Origin of the sequence: Nesterenkonia natronophila (assembly GCF_003595215.1) — a bacterium.
Lineage (GTDB): Bacteria > Actinomycetota > Actinomycetes > Actinomycetales > Micrococcaceae > Nesterenkonia > Nesterenkonia natronophila.
In genome coordinates this window covers 208,920-224,501 of sequence record NZ_QYZP01000001.1, presented here as the reverse complement: position 1 = coordinate 224,501, position 15,582 = coordinate 208,920, and the positions used below count along the sequence as shown (strand labels likewise).

The 15,582-nt window shown below is 62.0% G+C and carries 15 protein-coding genes; 6 read left to right on the top strand and 9 right to left on the bottom strand.

Features of this window, described 5'->3' with window-relative positions:
- Positions 1-27: 27 nt before the first annotated feature.
- Complete coding sequence (speB, locus tag D3250_RS01085) at positions 28-999, bottom strand: agmatinase (protein ID WP_119901521.1); 972 nt, start codon at positions 997-999, stop codon at positions 28-30.
- Between the two features lie 105 nt (positions 1,000-1,104).
- Positions 1,105-1,683 (bottom strand): helix-turn-helix domain-containing protein, encoded by a 579-nt coding sequence (locus tag D3250_RS01080; protein WP_119901520.1) that lies wholly within the window; start codon positions 1,681-1,683, stop codon positions 1,105-1,107.
- Between the two features lie 156 nt (positions 1,684-1,839).
- Between D3250_RS01080 and D3250_RS01075 the strand changes: the two genes are divergently transcribed.
- The 3 genes from D3250_RS01075 (at position 1,840) to D3250_RS01065 (ending at position 4,321) form a co-directional block, all read left to right on the top strand.
- Entirely contained in the window at positions 1,840-2,142 is a 303-nt protein-coding gene (locus D3250_RS01075) for a hypothetical protein (RefSeq protein WP_119901519.1), read from the top strand.
- Between the two features lie 101 nt (positions 2,143-2,243).
- On the top strand, positions 2,244-3,644 hold the full coding sequence (locus D3250_RS01070; RefSeq protein ID WP_225973070.1) for a purine-cytosine permease family protein: 1,401 nt from the start codon (positions 2,244-2,246) through the stop codon (positions 3,642-3,644).
- A 14-nt stretch (positions 3,645-3,658) separates the two neighbouring features.
- Positions 3,659-4,321 (top strand): cyclase family protein, encoded by a 663-nt coding sequence (locus D3250_RS01065; RefSeq protein WP_119901518.1) that lies wholly within the window; start codon positions 3,659-3,661, stop codon positions 4,319-4,321.
- On the opposite strand, the gene D3250_RS01060 is transcribed toward D3250_RS01065, so the two are convergent.
- The 3 genes from D3250_RS01060 to D3250_RS01050 form a co-directional block, all read right to left on the bottom strand.
- Entirely contained in the window at positions 4,307-5,146 is an 840-nt protein-coding gene (locus tag D3250_RS01060) for a hypothetical protein (protein ID WP_119901517.1), read from the bottom strand. The genes D3250_RS01065 and D3250_RS01060 overlap by 15 nt on opposite strands.
- 19 nt (positions 5,147-5,165) lie before the next feature.
- Entirely contained in the window at positions 5,166-6,320 is a 1,155-nt protein-coding gene (locus D3250_RS01055; protein ID WP_119901516.1) for a M20 family metallopeptidase, read from the bottom strand.
- 71 nt (positions 6,321-6,391) lie between these two features.
- Positions 6,392-7,786 (bottom strand): NAD-dependent succinate-semialdehyde dehydrogenase, encoded by a 1,395-nt coding sequence (locus tag D3250_RS01050; protein WP_119901515.1) that lies wholly within the window; start codon positions 7,784-7,786, stop codon positions 6,392-6,394.
- A 105-nt stretch (positions 7,787-7,891) separates the two neighbouring features.
- On the opposite strand from D3250_RS01050, the gene D3250_RS01045 reads away from it, so the two are divergent.
- Entirely contained in the window at positions 7,892-8,788 is an 897-nt protein-coding gene (locus D3250_RS01045; RefSeq protein WP_119901514.1) for a LysR family transcriptional regulator, read from the top strand.
- 24 nt (positions 8,789-8,812) lie between these two features.
- Here D3250_RS01045 and D3250_RS01040 read toward each other — a convergent pair whose 3' ends face one another.
- From D3250_RS01040 to D3250_RS01030, 3 genes are read right to left on the bottom strand one after another with little or no spacing between them, the layout of a single operon-like run.
- Positions 8,813-10,333, bottom strand: a complete 1,521-nt coding sequence (locus tag D3250_RS01040; protein WP_119902219.1) for an AMP-binding protein — start codon at positions 10,331-10,333, stop codon at positions 8,813-8,815.
- A 10-nt stretch (positions 10,334-10,343) separates the two neighbouring features.
- Complete coding sequence (locus D3250_RS01035; RefSeq protein ID WP_119901513.1) at positions 10,344-11,489, bottom strand: glycerate kinase; 1,146 nt, start codon at positions 11,487-11,489, stop codon at positions 10,344-10,346.
- 16 nt (positions 11,490-11,505) lie between these two features.
- The gene (locus D3250_RS01030; protein WP_119901512.1) at positions 11,506-12,867 is read right to left on the bottom strand and encodes a GntP family permease; all 1,362 of its coding nucleotides are present in this window, start codon (positions 12,865-12,867) and stop codon (positions 11,506-11,508) included.
- Positions 12,868-13,004: 137 nt separating this feature from the next.
- Between D3250_RS01030 and D3250_RS01025 the strand changes: the two genes are divergently transcribed.
- Both D3250_RS01025 and D3250_RS01020 read left to right on the top strand, forming a co-directional pair.
- Positions 13,005-13,802, top strand: a complete 798-nt coding sequence (locus D3250_RS01025; RefSeq protein ID WP_192892537.1) for an electron transfer flavoprotein subunit beta/FixA family protein — start codon at positions 13,005-13,007, stop codon at positions 13,800-13,802.
- Complete coding sequence (locus D3250_RS01020; RefSeq protein WP_119901511.1) at positions 13,799-14,734, top strand: electron transfer flavoprotein subunit alpha/FixB family protein; 936 nt, start codon at positions 13,799-13,801, stop codon at positions 14,732-14,734. Before D3250_RS01025 ends, D3250_RS01020 begins: the two co-directional genes overlap by 4 nt.
- Before the next feature lie 11 nt (positions 14,735-14,745).
- On the opposite strand, the gene D3250_RS01015 is transcribed toward D3250_RS01020, so the two are convergent.
- A complete protein-coding gene (locus D3250_RS01015; protein ID WP_119901510.1) occupies positions 14,746-15,420 on the bottom strand; it encodes a TetR/AcrR family transcriptional regulator in 675 nt (224 codons plus the stop codon).
- Between the last annotated feature and the right edge of the window lie 162 nt (positions 15,421-15,582).

The following is a 15,582-nucleotide window of genomic DNA, read 5'->3' as shown; positions in this document are numbered from 1 at the left end:
CTTAATTTCTTGTCTGCAGGTTTCACGTCACGAGCGCTGGGTGGCCATGGCACAGATCACTTCGTAGGCCACATGGGACCCTGCGACAGCCGTGAGCTGGGCGTGGTCGTATGGAGGTGACACCTCAACAACGTCTGCACCGACAATTCGGGTGCTGGAGAAGGACCGCAGCATTCGGATCAACTCGCGACTCGTCATTCCACCCGCCTCAGGGGTTCCGGTGCCCGGTGCATGGGCTGGATCGAGTACATCGATGTCAATGGACAGGTAGACGGGGCGGTCCCCGATGCGGCGATGCATCCGCTCCACCGCGGCTTGGACACCCTCCACTTCGATCTCATGGGTCGAGATGATGGCGAATCCGAGTCGCTCGTCGTCGCGAAGGTCATCCTTGCCGTACAGGGGCCCGCGGATGCCGACATGCAAGCTGGCCTCCATGTCGATCAGGCCCTCTTCGGACGCCCGACGAAATGGAGTTCCGTGTGTCATCGGCGCGCCGAAGTAGGTATCCCAGGTGTCCAGGTGCGCATCGAAGTGCACTACAGCTACTGGACCATGAGTCTTGTTGACAGAGCGCAGCATCGGTAACGCCAGGGTGTGGTCTCCCCCGATCGCGACGACTCGGGTGCCACCGGCGCGGAGTTCATCGGCCGCACGCTCGATGTCAGTCACAGCTTCAGCGATGCTGAACGGATTGACGGAGATATCACCGGCGTCGACAACCTGAGCCTCAGCAAAGGGGGAAATGTCGGCTTCGGGGTTATAGGGCCGCAGTAGTCGAGACGCTTCACGGACGTGCGCGGGACCGAACCGTGCTCCGGGGCGGTAGCTCACTCCAGAGTCGAAGGGCACACCGGTCACGGCGATATCAGCGTGACCAACATCTTCATACCGAGGGAGGCGCGCGAAGGTTGCAATCCCCGCGAACCTGGGTGACTTGCTCGCATCCGCAGGTCCGATATTCCCTGACTCAAACTGTACGTACTCCGGTGAAGACATAGGTGTCTCCGTTCCCTGGCCGTGGTTGGGCCAGTGATCGTCTAGATAACATTTGTACTCTATAGAATACATTCTTGGTGCGCTGGTACTGTGCGAAGTCGTCCACTAAACAAGGCCGCTCCAGGGGGCAGGTATTAACACCCACAACGCAGTACTTTGGACCGGCGCCGACCAGGTGTGAGGTTCGCTTCCCGGAAAAGTGATGGTGTCCCCTGCCTCGAGTACCTCAGTAGACGTGGCAAACCGCAGGTGCAGTTCACCGTGGATAATGTGCAGAACCTCGACTTTGCAGTTGATGGTGTAGAGATTCTCACCGCCGTGGGCCCCGCTCTCGATCTCAGAATGGATCATCTGGACCTGGGATTGACCCCGAGGAGTAACCATATGCTCCATCGCTCCGGCACCACCCAAGTTGATGAATGGCGCATCGTCCAAGCGCACGATCGCACTGTCGGGCTCCTCGAAGAGCTGGCCGATGGACAGCCCGAGCACCTGACAGAGCGCCATGAGCGTGGCCACGCTGGGCGAGGTGTCATCCCGCTCGACCCGCGAGATGTAGCCCTTAGTGAGATTGGAATGCTGGGCGACGGTCTCGAGTGTGAGATGCTGCGCCAGTCGAGCTGCCCGCAGCTTTGCTCCCACACGGGGAGGGCTTTCGTGTGCAGCTGGATTGACGTTACGCATACTGTCTCTGCTTCCCCGTGCTCAAACCACTGATAATCGCGGCTCGAATGAATGTTGACTGATGAACAACTTTTGTTGCATTCTAATCCCTGTATCGCGCATCACATCAATCGGCCCGAAGCGGAGTCGGGGTGAGGGGCGAAGAGAGTAGGTCCCATGACTCAGATATTAGAGCACCACATCTCGGAGGCCGCAGAAGCGATCGTAAGAGCCTTTGAACGCAACGACGAAAGCGACTACTTCAGTCGCTTCTCACCCGAGTGCACTTTCGTCTTCGCGCCTGATAATGCAGTGCACCGCGATCGTGCGAGCTGGCAGGCTGCATGGCTCAGCATGCAGAGATCAGGATGGAGCGTCAGCCGCTGCCGCACTCTCGAATCTGGATTAACGCTCCTCACCAATGGAGGCGTCTTCTGGCACCTGCTGGAAACTACGGCCGTCATTGACGGTGTGCACTAGACGTATCGCGAACACGAAACCATTGTCTTTGAGCAAGGCCACGAAGGACTGCTAGCGGTACATGAGCACCTTTCGTCGGCAACCGAGGAAGGACCGCAACTGTGAAGAACTCCCTGAAAGAAGCGCCCGTGTCCGCCCTCACTGCAGAGCCCGACGGAGAGCAGGGGCCACTCCGAGGCACTCTCAGGGGCGGTCGAATCATGCTCATCTGGCTCGCCGCCAACCTCGTGGTCACGACGTTGCTCACGGGCACGCTGTTCGTTCCAGGCGTCTCGTTCGGCGACTCTCTGGTGTGGATTGTGTGCGGTACCGTGCTCGGTGCGATCGTACTCACTCTGGTGGCTGTTATGGGTGTCCGTACGGGGCTGTCGACCATGGCACTCACTAAGGGCTCATTCGGCCTGCGCGGCTCGATTGTGCCCTCTTTGTCGAATCTAGTCATCCTCATGGGGTGGTCGTGGGTGCAGGCCATGCTGGCTGGAATTTCGGTGGACTACCTCATCCACGCCTGGACCGGATATTCCAATCCGATCCTCTTTGCCGCGCTTTGTCAGGCGCTGGTCGTACTTCTGGCGATTTTCGGCCATGTCGGAATCGCGCGGATCGAGCCACTTTTCGCCCTCGTCATCGTGAGCATTATCATTTACGTCTTCGCCGTCGCGTTCACCACCCACCCACCCGCGGACTACTTCGCCATCGCCATCGATCCGGCACTGGGGATGGACGGTGCGATCGTCTTCGACATCGTCTTCGCTACCGCGATCTCCTGGACGGTGCTCAGCGCGGACCTCACGCGCACCGCGCGCAGTGTCCGAGCTGGTGCTGCCGGTGCCGCCATCGGCTACACCACCTCCACAATCTTGGCCATGACTCTCGGGGTCACTGCGATTTCGTACGTGCTGCTGGAAGGCAATGAAGCGATCCCCTTCGATCCGACCCTGATCATTACAGCCTTCGGAGCTCCGCTGGCTGCGGTGATGTTCCTATCGGTGATGGCCACGAACACGATGGTGATGTATGGAATGACCCTGTCACTGCAGCACGCCTTCCCCCGGCGCAAGCCGCTCCCGTTCCTGCCGACCGCTCTAGGCCTTGGCGTGGTGGCAGTTATCGGCGCGACGTGGCTGGGCCTGCTTGACCAGTTCACGAACTTCCTCGCCACCATCGGCGCACTGTTCATCCCGGTGTTCGCAGTCATGATTGTTGACTACTATCTGGCTCGCCGCCGCAGCTACAACCGCGAGATTCTGAACTACAAAGGTGGAAAGTACTGGTTCACACGTGGATGGAACATTGGGGCAATTCTAGTCTGGGCCACAGGTGCCGGCTTCTACACGTTGCTGACCACCGTCTGGTTCTCACCTGTGGGAGCGGCACTTCCGACAGTGGTCCTTTCAGGTCTGATGTACTGGATATGGACGAAGCTGGCCCGTATCTCTGAGCCTGAGGGTGTCGAGTCAAGGCACCTTGCCGATGAGTTCGAGATGGCGCCCATAGAGTAGCGAAGGACTTGAGCATGTCGGGGTGGATCGATCTTTCCCACGAGATCCGGAGTGGGATGACGGTTTTTCCGGGTGATCCGGGGGTAAGGATCGAGCCTGCTGCGACAGTCGCTGCGCACGGCTTCGAGGTGCACTCTCTGCACATGGGTACGCACTCAGGTACGCATGTGGATTCGCCCTCCCACATCATCGGCGAGGGCCGTACCATCGAATCCATTGATCTGAATGAGCTCATGGGAGAGGCCGTCGTGCTGCACGCCGGTAGCGTTCCGCCCGGAACCCCTATAGGACTCACCCATGTGGGGCACCAGCTAGAGGGAGGGCTCGCCGGGGCCCGAATCGTATTGATTGCCACAGGATGGGATCGTTACTGGGGTGCTGAAGAGTACCTTGATCACCCATTCCTGGAGCCGATGCTGGCCACTCGTCTGCTGAACTTGGGCGCACGTGTTATCGGGGTCGACACCCTCAGTCCCGACTCCACACGCGATGCCGAGAATGGGCTACCTGTGCATCGGACTGTCCTTGGCGATGGCGGGCTCATCATCGAGAATCTACGAAAACTGGACCAACTGCCTTCGCGCGTGCGGTTCATTGGACTGCCACTCCGCCTGACAGGGATGGATGGTTCACCGATTCGTGCGGTGGCGGAACCTATTTGCTCAGCGGGTGAGTAGGTAGGTGCCGTCGGTGCTCACGCCGGTGACAGTCCACCCTGAGCTCATCAGGGGCACCATCACCTCGCGCAGAGCCGTGCGCCACCGGGCAGCGACCTCCGGCCGATCCGCTCGCATTTTCATCATGTCAGTCGGGACTCTGAGTCCGACCACGCCCGCGTCTCCGGCTGCGGAGACAACCTCAGTCGCACCGGCACCTAAGTGGGGTGCGGCGTCGTCATCGGGCTCCAGCAGCATCAGCTGCGGTTCGAGCTCCTGCGCCTGCTCAGGCGCCTCCAGGTACCACTGAATCAGTGCTCGGTCACTGCCCTGGCCCGCGTTGATCCCGTCACGCATCACCCCATAGAACTGCGGCAGGTATTCCGCAAACCGCGCGCCGAGCTTGTGGAGGTTGAACCGGGCATTCCGCGAGATCAGCGGATCGAAAGTCCACTCCATCACGGTGACTCCCCGGTCCAGGCACCAGGCGCGCTGATGAAGTTTCATCGCAGCTCCGACCCCACCGCGGGCATGAGTCGGCAGCACTCCGGCAATATGGGAGTGCATCATCTGCGAGCGCCCGGTGCGGGCATCAGGGGCGCCGAAGAATCCGACCGTGACGCCAACCAGCTCCTCACCGGCGTACGCTCCAGCCACGTAGTTTCCGGCGTGCTCCAGCGCCACCAGGAGTCCTGGCTCAACGGGAGCCTCGCCGCTGCCGCCCGGCGCCCAGATTTCAGCGAGCACCTCAGCGGCACGCTGCATCTGCTCAGGGGTGTGCAGTGACCTTACGACGACGCCAGCAGACTCTGCTGCCCGCACTGCTTCTTGATGCGCCTGATTCACTGTGCCGGTTCCGTTCAATTCACCCAGCGGCCGGTGGGTCCAGGTGCGCGGCGATCAGGCCGGCGAGCAGTGCTGTCCGCGGTGCGATGTGCTCCACCAGCGCGTGTTCGTGTTCGGCGTGTGCTCCTGCCCCGCAGGCGCCCATGCCGTCCAGAGTGGGGATACCGGCGGCCGCGGTGAAGTTTCCGTCCGAGGCGCCTCCCACCGCCTCACCGGTGATGTCCCCGATGTTCATCGCCGCTGCCACCTGCTGAGCGCGGTCGAAAAGGACATCTGAAGAGCTGCGTTCCATCGGCGGGCGGTTCACACCCCCGGTGACTTCCACCTCCGCTCCGTCCACCCGCGAACTCAGCGCACGGATCTGTTCATCGACCCGCTCCTGCTCGGCGATAGTGGTCGCGCGGGCGTCAATGACCACTTCAGCGTAGTCCGGAACAGTGTTCGTCGTCGTGCCTGCCCGCATCACCGTTGGGGTCACAGTAGTGCCCATTGAGGTGTCACCCAGCTCCGCGATCTCCGGAAGCAGAAGCCCCAGGCCGATGCCGGCGTTGACGCCTTTTTCCGGGTCCAGACCGGCGTGGGCGGCGACTCCGTGGACGGCCACCGTGTAGTTGGAGGTACCTTTGCGAGCGACTTTGAGGGAGGTGTCCAGTGCACCCTCCATGACAAAGGCCGCCCTAGCCTCCGAGGATTCCTCCAGAAGGAGGTCCCGGGAGGTGACCGAACCCAGCTCTTCGTCTCCGGTGACCATGATGCTCAGGCCATAAAGGCTGTGTCCGGCCTCTTGGAGCATCTTGGCGGCGTGGATGGCCATCGCCAAACCGGTGAGCATGTCAAACACGCCGGGTCCGCGCAGCGCCTCGCCGTCGTTGCTGAAGGGCTTGCGGGCAAGAGTGCCCGTGGGCCACACCGTGTCCTGATGGGTGATCACCACCACCTTGGGCTTCTCCGTCCCCACCCGCAGCCGCAGGTGAGTGACGTCGTCGACCACAACGGGTTCGGCTTCCAGCCCCAAACGCGCGGCCATCAGATCGGCCACGACCGCCGCCCCTTCGGCTACGGCATCCTTGTCATCAGAGGGTGTTTCGACCTCAACGAGGGTCTGAATGTCAGCGATGATCTGATCCAGCCGCGACTCTGCGGCCTCCAGCAGTGCAGGTGAGATGGCAGGCATAGAAGCAACTCTACCGGCGAACCGTGGCAACAAGTTTCGGGCAGGTTCGGAAACTGCGGTGGCAGCGAGTACTAAGGCCAGTCCACGGACAGGTACTGCGGCTCGGTGAACTCCTCAATACCCCAGTGGCCGCCCTCGCGACCTATGCCAGCCTGCTTGACCCCGCCGAACGGTGCGCTGGGATCCGAGACGACGCCGCGGTTGATCCCGACCATTCCGGTCTCCAGGCGCTCTCCGATACGAATGGCGTCCTGAAGATTTCCAGCGTAGACGTAGGAGGAGAGCCCGACTTCGGCGGCATTGGCCTGCTCCAGCATCTGCTCGAGGTCCGACCACACCACCACCGGTGCTACGGGTCCGAAGATCTCTTCCTGGAGGATTGCGGCTCCGGCCGGCACGTCCCGCAGCAGCGTCGGTGCCACAAATGATTCGGTTGCGGCACCCTCGGGGAGGCTGGCCTGGTCGGCGATGGTCGCTCCCTCATCGAGTGCCGAATCAAGCAGCTGGCGCACACCTGAGGCCGCCTTGTCGTGGATGAGCGGTCCGATCTGGGCCCCTTCAGCTGGGTCCCCCACGGTCAGCTGGCTGATCTTTGCGCCGAAGGCGGCGATGAACTCCTCCGCAATATCGGCGTGAACGTAGAAGCGATTCGCCGCAGTGCAGGCCTGGCCGCCATTGCGGAATTTTGCGACCATCGCCCCGGCCACAGCAGCTTCGACATCAGCATCGGCGGTCACAATGAACGGCGCGTTTCCGCCCAGCTCCATGGAGGCATTGACCACTCGCTCGGCACACTGTGCAAGCAGAGTTCGTCCCACAGGCGTCGATCCGGTGAAGGAGAGCTTCTTGATCCGATCATCGGCCAGCAGCGCTGACACCACTTCCCGCGTTGCGGTGGTGGTCGCCACCTGGACAGCACCCTGGGGCAGGCCCGCCTTGATGAGGATCTCGGCGATGGCGATCGCCGTCAGCGGTGTCTCACGCGCTGGCTTGAGGACCACCGAGCAGCCGGCCGCCAGTGCAGGTCCCATTTTTCGCGTGGCCATGGCCGCAGGGAAGTTCCACGGGGTGACCAGCAGTGCGACACCCACTGGGTGGTGCGTCACGATGTTGCGCACTCCTCCCGCTGGCGCAGTGGTGTAGTCCCCGCCCAGACGCACCGCCTCTTCGGCGTACCAGCGGAAAAACTCCGCAGCGTATCGAACCTCAGCCTCGGCATCGGTCTGTGATTTGCCGTTCTCGGCCACGATGATGTCCCGCAGCCGCGGCAGATCATCAATCATCAGGTCATACGCTCTGTTCAATACGTCCGCGCGGTGACGGGGGGCGGTCTCCCGCCACCGGAGGAAAGCCTCCTGCGCCTCTCCGACTTGGGCGAGCGCCTGCTCGGCATTGAGGTCGGTGATGTCCTCCAGGTGCTCCCCGGTGGCAGGATTGGTGACAGGAAAGGTGGCTGGGTCGGTCATCGACGCTCCATGCTGGTCGTAGTGTGGCGAAAGCTGATCCCAGCTTCACATTTCAGGGTCATGCCGTCCAATACCTGATTGAGCTGAATAGTATGCTCTGGAGGCATGGATACTCGTTTGCTGCGCTATTTCGTCACGGTGGTCGAATCTGGCACTGTCTCGGCCGCCGCCCAGCGTCTGCATATGACGCAGCCCTCGCTTTCTCGGCAGGTGCGGCAGCTAGAACGCGAGCTCAACCTGACGCTGTTTCTCCGACAGAGTGGCAGGTTGCACCTCACCACTGAGGGGCGCGAGTTCCTTGAGACGGCAGAAGAACTGCTCCATCATCATCGTGAGGCCGCTGAGTATGCCGCCCAGCTGGCGGATGGCCGTATGGCAAGAGTCTCCTTGGCGGCACCGACCACCACGCTGACCGATATCGTCGCTCCGTTCGTGGCGACTTTCCGATCCATTGATCCCGTGCCCTCGGTGAGTGAGATCTCGATTGACTCGGAGGTGCACCGTGTCCTGAGCAGCTACGACATGGTCATCTCTCCGGTGCGTTGGCCGCACACGGCCCATGCCCCGCATTTGGTTAACCTTCCCGTATGGGCGTACGTCCCACTGGACCACCGGTGGGCCGGGCAGGAGCACGTGGACTTGGCGGACCTGGTGGGCGAGACTCTCATCCTGCCCACCTTGCGATTCAAAGCCCGGCGCGTCTTCGAAGCAGCACTCGACCACGCGCACCTTGGGCCCGTGACCACCTTGGAGACCCGGCACAGCCAGGTAGCACAGGCGCTGGCTGCGGCCGGGCGCGGAGTCGCAGTCCTGACCGACGACGCCCGCTACGGCCTCCATCCGCTGCAGATCCACCATCTGGGTCAACCGCTGCAGATCCACCTCTATGCCGGGTGGAGAGCAGGACATCACGCCCACAGTTCTCTGGAGGATCTCGCGATGCGTCTCAGGGACTTCTGCCAGGCCCGCTACGCGCCAAAGAGCAACCTAAGCGCAATATAGAAGACGCTGGGCTGCTCGCCTTCGTCAGAGGTCAGCGGAGGCGAAGAGATGAGCGTACCGCTCACGCAGGGTGGCCTTTTGAATTTTGCCCATGAGGTTGCGGGGCAGCTCACCGATGATGCGAACAGCCTTGGGCTGTTTGAACCGCGCTAAATCATTCGCGATGAAGGCAAGGAGGTCCTCAGGCTGCGGGTCTGTTCCGGAGATAGGGACCACAACTGCCATTACCGCCTCACCGAGATCAGAGTGCGGCACTCCGATCACGGCCGACTCTTGGACGTCCGGATGCGCGTCGATATGCTCTTCGATTTCTTTGGGGTAAACGTTGTAACCACCGGATATGACAAGGTCCTTGTCTCTGCCGACGATGCACAGATACCCGTCCTCATCTATGCGGCCCAGGTCACCAGTGATGAAGAAACCGTCGTGGCGAAACTCTCCAGCTGTTTTGTCAGGCATCTGCCAGTACCCGCGGAAGACATTGGGGCCGAGTACCTCCACGAGCCCGACTTCGCCGTCCGGGAGTCTTTGCCCGGTTTCGCGGTCGACGACCCGGACGCGAGTGCCTGGAAGGGGCCTGCCCACCGTGCCGGGTTTGCGCGGACCTCCGGAGTACGGGTTGGTGGTGTTCATGCCAGTTTCTGTCATACCGTAGCGCTCCACGATCGCGTGACCGGTGCGCTTCCTGAAAGCTTCGTGGTCGCTGGCGAGCAGGGGAGCTGATCCGGAGACGAAGAGGCGCATGCCCGCGCAGGACTCCTCGGATAGCCTGAGGTTCTTCAGCAGCCTGGTGTAGAAGGTCGGAACGCCCATCAGCACCGTCGCCTCTGAGAAGAGATGAATGATCTCTTCAGCGTCGAATGTGGGCAGATAATGCATTGAGGCCCCGGCCGCCAACGTCATATTGGTTGCCACGAACAGGCCGTGAATGTGGAAGATGGGCAACGCGTGTATGAGCGTGTCCTCCGCGGTGTACTCCCACGCCTCCAGCAGTGCCTCACAGTTGGAGGCCAGATTCTGGTGAGTGAGCATCGCGCCTTTGGAACGCCCGGTTGTCCCTGAGGTGTAAAGGATGGAGGTGAGGTCCTCGGGTCCTGCCGTAAAGATTTCCGAGTGCTTACGGTGCGAGCTCAGCAGTGTGCCATCCTGGACCACCCCTAGGGTCTCCACCACCAGTCCCTCCCAGTGCTGGTAGTCAGCAGCCGAATCCGGTGAGCAGACAAGAACCCGGGGTGTGGCGTCGGTGACGAAATATTCCATCTCTTTGCTCGTATACGCGGAGTTCAGCGGTAGGAACACGGCACCGATCTGGAGCGATGCGAGGTACAAGGCGATCGCCTCAGGTGATTTGCCCACCTGCATTGCGACTCGGTCACCGGGCTTCACCCCATCGTCGATCAGGCGCGCGGCTATTGCCTGAGAGGTCTCCAGCGTCTGGCTGTAACTGACCGTTTCGCCCCCTTGAAGGAGAAACAGCGGTTTGTCCGGGTTCTCCTCCACGCTCCTGAGAAACCGCTGGTACATCGAAACGAAGGGTGCTGGCATGTTGGACTCTTCACCGACCCAACTGGAATGCACAAAGTGCGCTGGCGTGGGCAGCGGTCTCCTGAATCAGTTGCGCAGCCTCGCCCTGCAGGTCCTCAAGGTTCGCAGGACCGGGCGCGACGGAGAAGGCTGCCGTGATACCGGCTGCTCGGCAATGCTGCGGGGAGAGCTGAACCGATCCAGCTAGCACGACGACGCAGCAGGACTCCGGGGCGCGCGAGGCGATGGCGTCCACCACTTTGCCGCCGAGGGACTGGGAGTCGAGCCGACCCTCGCCAGTGAAGACCAGATCAGCCTCCGCGAGCGCCTCCTCCACGCCGAGCACCTCAGAAACCATGGCCGATCCCGGAACCACCTCAGCGCCGAACACGCTGACCAGCCCCAGCGGTATCCCACCGGCTGCTCCGAACCCGGCTGCGTCCCGGTATTGCTCCACGGAAACCCCGGCAGCCTCGGCGAGCACCTCAGCGAGCTGATAGAGACCGTGGTCCAGAAGAGCTATGTCCTGCTCTGTAGCGCCCTTCTGCGGTCCGAAGACGGCCGCGGCACCACGGTCTCCGGTCAACGGGTTGTCCACATCCACCGCGATTCGCCAGCGGATGTTGTGAGCGCGGGGGTCTACTTCAGAGAGATCTACTCGCGCGATATGACCCAGTCCCCCGCCCCCAGGTGGGGTGGGGGCGTCGTCGTGGTCGGGGAACTCAGCCCCCAGCGCGCGGAGGATTCCTGTGCCACCGTCGGTGGTGGCGGATCCCCCGATGCACAGCAGGATCTCCTCGGCACCGGCGTCCAGCACTTGGCGTGCGATCAGACCCACCCCGTATGTGTCGGCGCGCAGCGGCTGCAGTGGGCCATCGGAGACTTGCGGAAGACCATTGGCCTCGGCGGCTTCGATGACAGCGGTCCGCCCATCAGGGGAGAGCCCGTACCTGGCCTGGGTAGGCCGCCCCAGAGCGTCCACAGTAGTGACCGTCTGCGGGGCTTGATCCCAGGCGGCTAGGAGAGCCTCCAAGGTGCCTTCTCCCCCGTCGGCGAAGGGGAGCTGAACAATCTCGGCGTCAGGGAGCACCTCCCGCGCGCCGGCGGCCATAGCTGCAGCGGCCTCGGCTGCGCTCACCGATCCTTTGAACGAGTCCGGGGCACACACAATCTTCATGTCTTGGCTCCTGTGACTAGAGAATGACGAGTGACAGCAGCAGGATGGCGATGAAAGCTGTCAGACCTTGGATTGCTGTGGCCACTGTCAGTGTTCGGTACGCGGTGGCGACTGGTATCCGTGACAGCTGCGAGACCACCCAGAAGAATGAGTCGTTGGCGTGGGATACCACCATTGCCCCCGCGCCTACCGCGAGAACCGCCAGAACAGCACCCTCGGTGGAGTCGAGCCCCAGCGACCCGAGCAACGGTGAGACCAGAGCGGAACCGGTCACGATAGCTACCGTGGAGGATCCTTGGGCGGTCTTGAGAGCGGCGGCAATCAGAAACGGAACGCCCAGTCCCAGGCCTAAACCGGCGATATTTTCCGAGAGGTACTCGGTCAGGGGAGACGCGTTGAGCACGGCGCCGAAGGAGGCCCCAGCGCCGGTGATGAGGAGGATTGGTGCTGCTACTCGGACCGCCTCGTGGATCTGCGAATTGAACTGGTTAAGTTTGACTTCTCCTGACAGGAGGCTGGTGGCAATGATCAGGCCGATAATGAGCGCGATGACCGGCGTTCCGAGGAACACCAGCGTCGGTGTCACAGCGCCGGGACCGAACGGCTCGCCAGGCAGCTGCGCGATGGACCCTAGACATACCAGGAGCAGCGGGACACCGATCGGCGAAAAGGCGAGAAAGGGGTTGGGCAGAGTGCCGAAGGATCTGCGCAACGCTTCATAGTCCTGCACCTCAATGTCATCCTCGCGCTCCGGGGGTAGTGCCGCGAACTCTTTATGAGACAGTCGCGAGGCGAATAGCAGTGCGGCTAGGGCGGAGAGTAGCGCCACCGGAATCCCAAGTCCGATGAGGAGTCCAAGATGAGCCGTGACACCCAGCTCCTCTGCGGCCGCAAGGGGACCAGGTGTCGGCGGCACCAGGGTGTGTGTAGCGAAGAGACCGGTCATCAGAGCGGTGGCTGTCGCGAGGCCTGAGATGCCCGCTCGGGAGGTGATCGCTTTCCGCAGCGAGTTGAGAATGACGTAACCGGAGTCGCAGAACACCGGTATGGAGACGATGTAGCCGATCAGCGACATTGTGAGGTTCGGGAACCTGTTTCCGATGAGCCGGATGATGGCATCGGCCATGGAAATCGCAGCACCGGACCGCTCCAGTATCACCCCAATCATGGTGCCAAAGATGATCACGAGACCTATGTTGCCCAGCGTACTGCCGAAGGCCTCGGTGACCGTGGTGACGCTGTCCTCCAGCGGTATCCGGTACAAGAAGGTCGCCAGGAGTGCGGCTCCCAGGAGCGCGAGGAAGGGGCTGATGTGCCACCGTGCTGTCACCAAGACGATCGCGGCGACCAAAGCGAGCAGAATAATAAGATCAACCATGGCGGGCGCCTCTCTTCTGGCAGCGAACAACGGAGGTGATGTTGATAACTGACCCTATCCGAGTGAGACCTGGGCTGCCCGGAATCATGCGACCATAGAACAGCTTGTACACCATCCGCTGTCGTATGGAAGGGATTATGCCGGGCTCACTGCATATCATCACCCTGGTCAAGTGGGTGCCTGATGCTCAGCTGGAGCGGCGGATCGGCGAGGACCGCCGGCTGGACCGCAGTCAGGGCATCCTCGGCGAGCTGGATGAGCATCCGTTGGAGACTGCACTGCAGATCAAGGAGCAGCACGACGCCGACGTGCGAGTCTCTGCCCTGACAATGGGGCCTCCCGGTGCCTCCGCGGCGGTGAAAAAAGCTCTGCAAATTGGCGCTGACGACGGCTTTCATCTCACCGATGAGGCACTGCAGGCCGCGGACATCTGGACCACCTCAGGGGCCCTGGCAGCCGCGATCAAGTATGTGCGCACCACAGCCGAGGACAGTGACTACTTGGTGCTCACAGGGATGGCCTCCGAGGACGGGGAGACCGCCGCAGTCCCCGCTCAGTTGGCCGGGCGACTGAGCGTGCCGGCGCTGACCCAGGCTCGAAGCGTCGTGCTCACCGACCGTCAAGTGGTGGTGGAAAGGCTCTCCGGCAACCGCCTGCAGAAGGTCTCTGCCGCACTGCCAGCAGTGGTCGCGGTGACCGATCAGGCCAATGAGCCGCGCTACCCGAACTTCCGGGCGATCATGAAGGCGAAGAAGAAGCCCACGACCACATTCAGCCTCACGGAGCTTGGCCTGACCCGTTATGCGGTGGAGTCGAAGGTCTCCCTCATCGCCGCCGAGCCTCGGCCGGAGCGTCAGGCCGGAGAGATCATTCACGACGACGGCAATGCGGGGCAGAAAACCGTCGAGTTCCTGGAGAAGGAGGGACTGCTGTGACGCAGGTTCTGGTGTTCTTCGACCGGGTAGAGAATCAGCTGACTCCCGCCCAAGCTGAGCTGCTCACACACGCCGACGCTTTGGGTGATGCGGTGGTGGTCACTGGGAGCCTGCCGCCTGAGGGGCCCGCTCCCCTAGCGGTACAGGGCGTCACCGGTGTGCTCACCGGCGCGGGTCCCATGTACGCCCCAGATCCGGCCCTAGCCGATCTTGTGTCGGCGGCCGCGGCAGAGTTGAGCCCCGATCTGATCCTGGGGCCTGATACGCCAGACACCGTGGACGCATTGTCACGAGCAGCGGTGAGCCTCAATGCGGGCCTGATCACCGGCGCCAACGGGGTCACGGGGTCGGGGTCGGCAACTAAATCTGTGCTGGCGGGTTCGTGGAGGACTACCGCACGGATCAGCGAGGAGGGACCGCTCCTGGCCACACTTCGCCCCAATACCGCCTCCCAGCAAGTGATTCCCGCTGAGGCGCCCGAGGTAGTGGAATTGGAGGTGGCGGCGTCGTCCGCTGTAGAAATCTTGGAGGAGGCGGAACTGCCCGATTCCGGCAGACCAGACCTGACCGAGGCGTCCACTGTGGTGGCGTTCGGACGGGGAGTGGATGGTGACCTGAGCCTGGTGGAGCAGCTGGCTGACGAGCTCGGTGCGGCCCTCGGGGCCTCCCGTGTGGCCACTGACGCCGGGTGGATCGACCACTCCGCTCAGGTAGGTCAGACCGGGGTGACCGTTGCTCCGCAGCTCTACATATCCGTTGGCATCTCCGGTGCGGTCCACCAGAAAGCCGGGATGCAGACGTCAGGCACCATTGTGGCGATCAATAGGGACGAGGACGCCCCGGTGTTCGAGATTGCTGATTTTGGAGTGGTGGGAGATCTCAATGACGTGCTGCCACAGATGATCGCCGAGTTGCGCCGCCGCGCAAAGTGATCTGAGTCGGCTCAGACTGGTTGAGCATCTGGGGACTGCGGGGTGGCGCTGCTTTCGAGCTGCACACTGATTGGGGAAGCTGCGCGGCGCCGATATCCAGCGCTAGCCAAGCTGAATGACTCTTCGATGAGGGGCTGCAGGCGACCCTCGGGAAATCCTGCCTGGGCCCAAAGGCTCAATGACGTCAACAGGGCGGCGGAGGCCGCTGAGGCGACCAATGAGGGGTAGACGTCAGCGGCAAAGTCAGTGCCGGTGCGCTGTGCGACTCGCCGTCCGAGATCGATGACCAGTTCGACCTCCCGCGCTAGCCGAAACGGTCGAAGGGACGGGTTTGCCTCCTCCAGCTCCACCATTCGTGCAGCTTTTCGTAAACACTCCGGGTAATCCCGCGCATAGTTGCTCATGAGGCGTCCAAGTACCTCCAACGGAGGATCGTCAGAGTTACTGGTGCTGAAGTCCTGCAGCACCTGCTCAGTGGCGACCGGTCCTGCAGCGAGGACCGCCTCTTCCTTGGAGGCGAAATAGTTGGAGATGGTGCGCGGAGAGACGAAAGCCTCGCGGGCAATCTCCTCAATTGTGACTTCGCTGAGGCCTTTCTCCTCCGTCAGCTTCAACGCCGCAGCCGAAATGGAATCTCGCGTCTGCCGTTTCTTCAGCTCCCGCAGACCGAGATGCTCATCATCCATGCCTCAATGGTACCGCAGGTATGCCAAACAGGCATTGTTGCTTGTCAGGCATTAATCGTGGCATCCGAGTGACCCACTAAGTCCTTCAAAAGCGGCGTCGCGACCTCATCGTCGGTCTGACTGGTGTGTGCTGCGAGATGCAATTGCAGCGAATGCTTTTCG

Coding starts and splice junctions, on each gene's coding strand:
- speB (WP_119901521.1), bottom strand. CDS start 999: ATGTCTTCACCGGAGTACGTACAGTTTGAGTCAGGGAATATCGGACCT.
- D3250_RS01080 (WP_119901520.1), bottom strand. CDS start 1,683: ATGCGTAACGTCAATCCAGCTGCACACGAAAGCCCTCCCCGTGTGGGA.
- D3250_RS01075 (WP_119901519.1), top strand. CDS start 1,840: ATGACTCAGATATTAGAGCACCACATCTCGGAGGCCGCAGAAGCGATC.
- D3250_RS01065 (WP_119901518.1), top strand. CDS start 3,659: ATGTCGGGGTGGATCGATCTTTCCCACGAGATCCGGAGTGGGATGACG.
- D3250_RS01055 (WP_119901516.1), bottom strand. CDS start 6,320: ATGCCTGCCATCTCACCTGCACTGCTGGAGGCCGCAGAGTCGCGGCTG.
- D3250_RS01050 (WP_119901515.1), bottom strand. CDS start 7,786: ATGACCGACCCAGCCACCTTTCCTGTCACCAATCCTGCCACCGGGGAG.
- D3250_RS01045 (WP_119901514.1), top strand. CDS start 7,892: ATGGATACTCGTTTGCTGCGCTATTTCGTCACGGTGGTCGAATCTGGC.
- D3250_RS01040 (WP_119902219.1), bottom strand. CDS start 10,333: ATGCCAGCACCCTTCGTTTCGATGTACCAGCGGTTTCTCAGGAGCGTG.
- D3250_RS01035 (WP_119901513.1), bottom strand. CDS start 11,489: ATGAAGATTGTGTGTGCCCCGGACTCGTTCAAAGGATCGGTGAGCGCA.
- D3250_RS01030 (WP_119901512.1), bottom strand. CDS start 12,867: ATGGTTGATCTTATTATTCTGCTCGCTTTGGTCGCCGCGATCGTCTTG.
- D3250_RS01025 (WP_192892537.1), top strand. CDS start 13,005: ATGCCGGGCTCACTGCATATCATCACCCTGGTCAAGTGGGTGCCTGAT.
- D3250_RS01015 (WP_119901510.1), bottom strand. CDS start 15,420: ATGGATGATGAGCATCTCGGTCTGCGGGAGCTGAAGAAACGGCAGACG.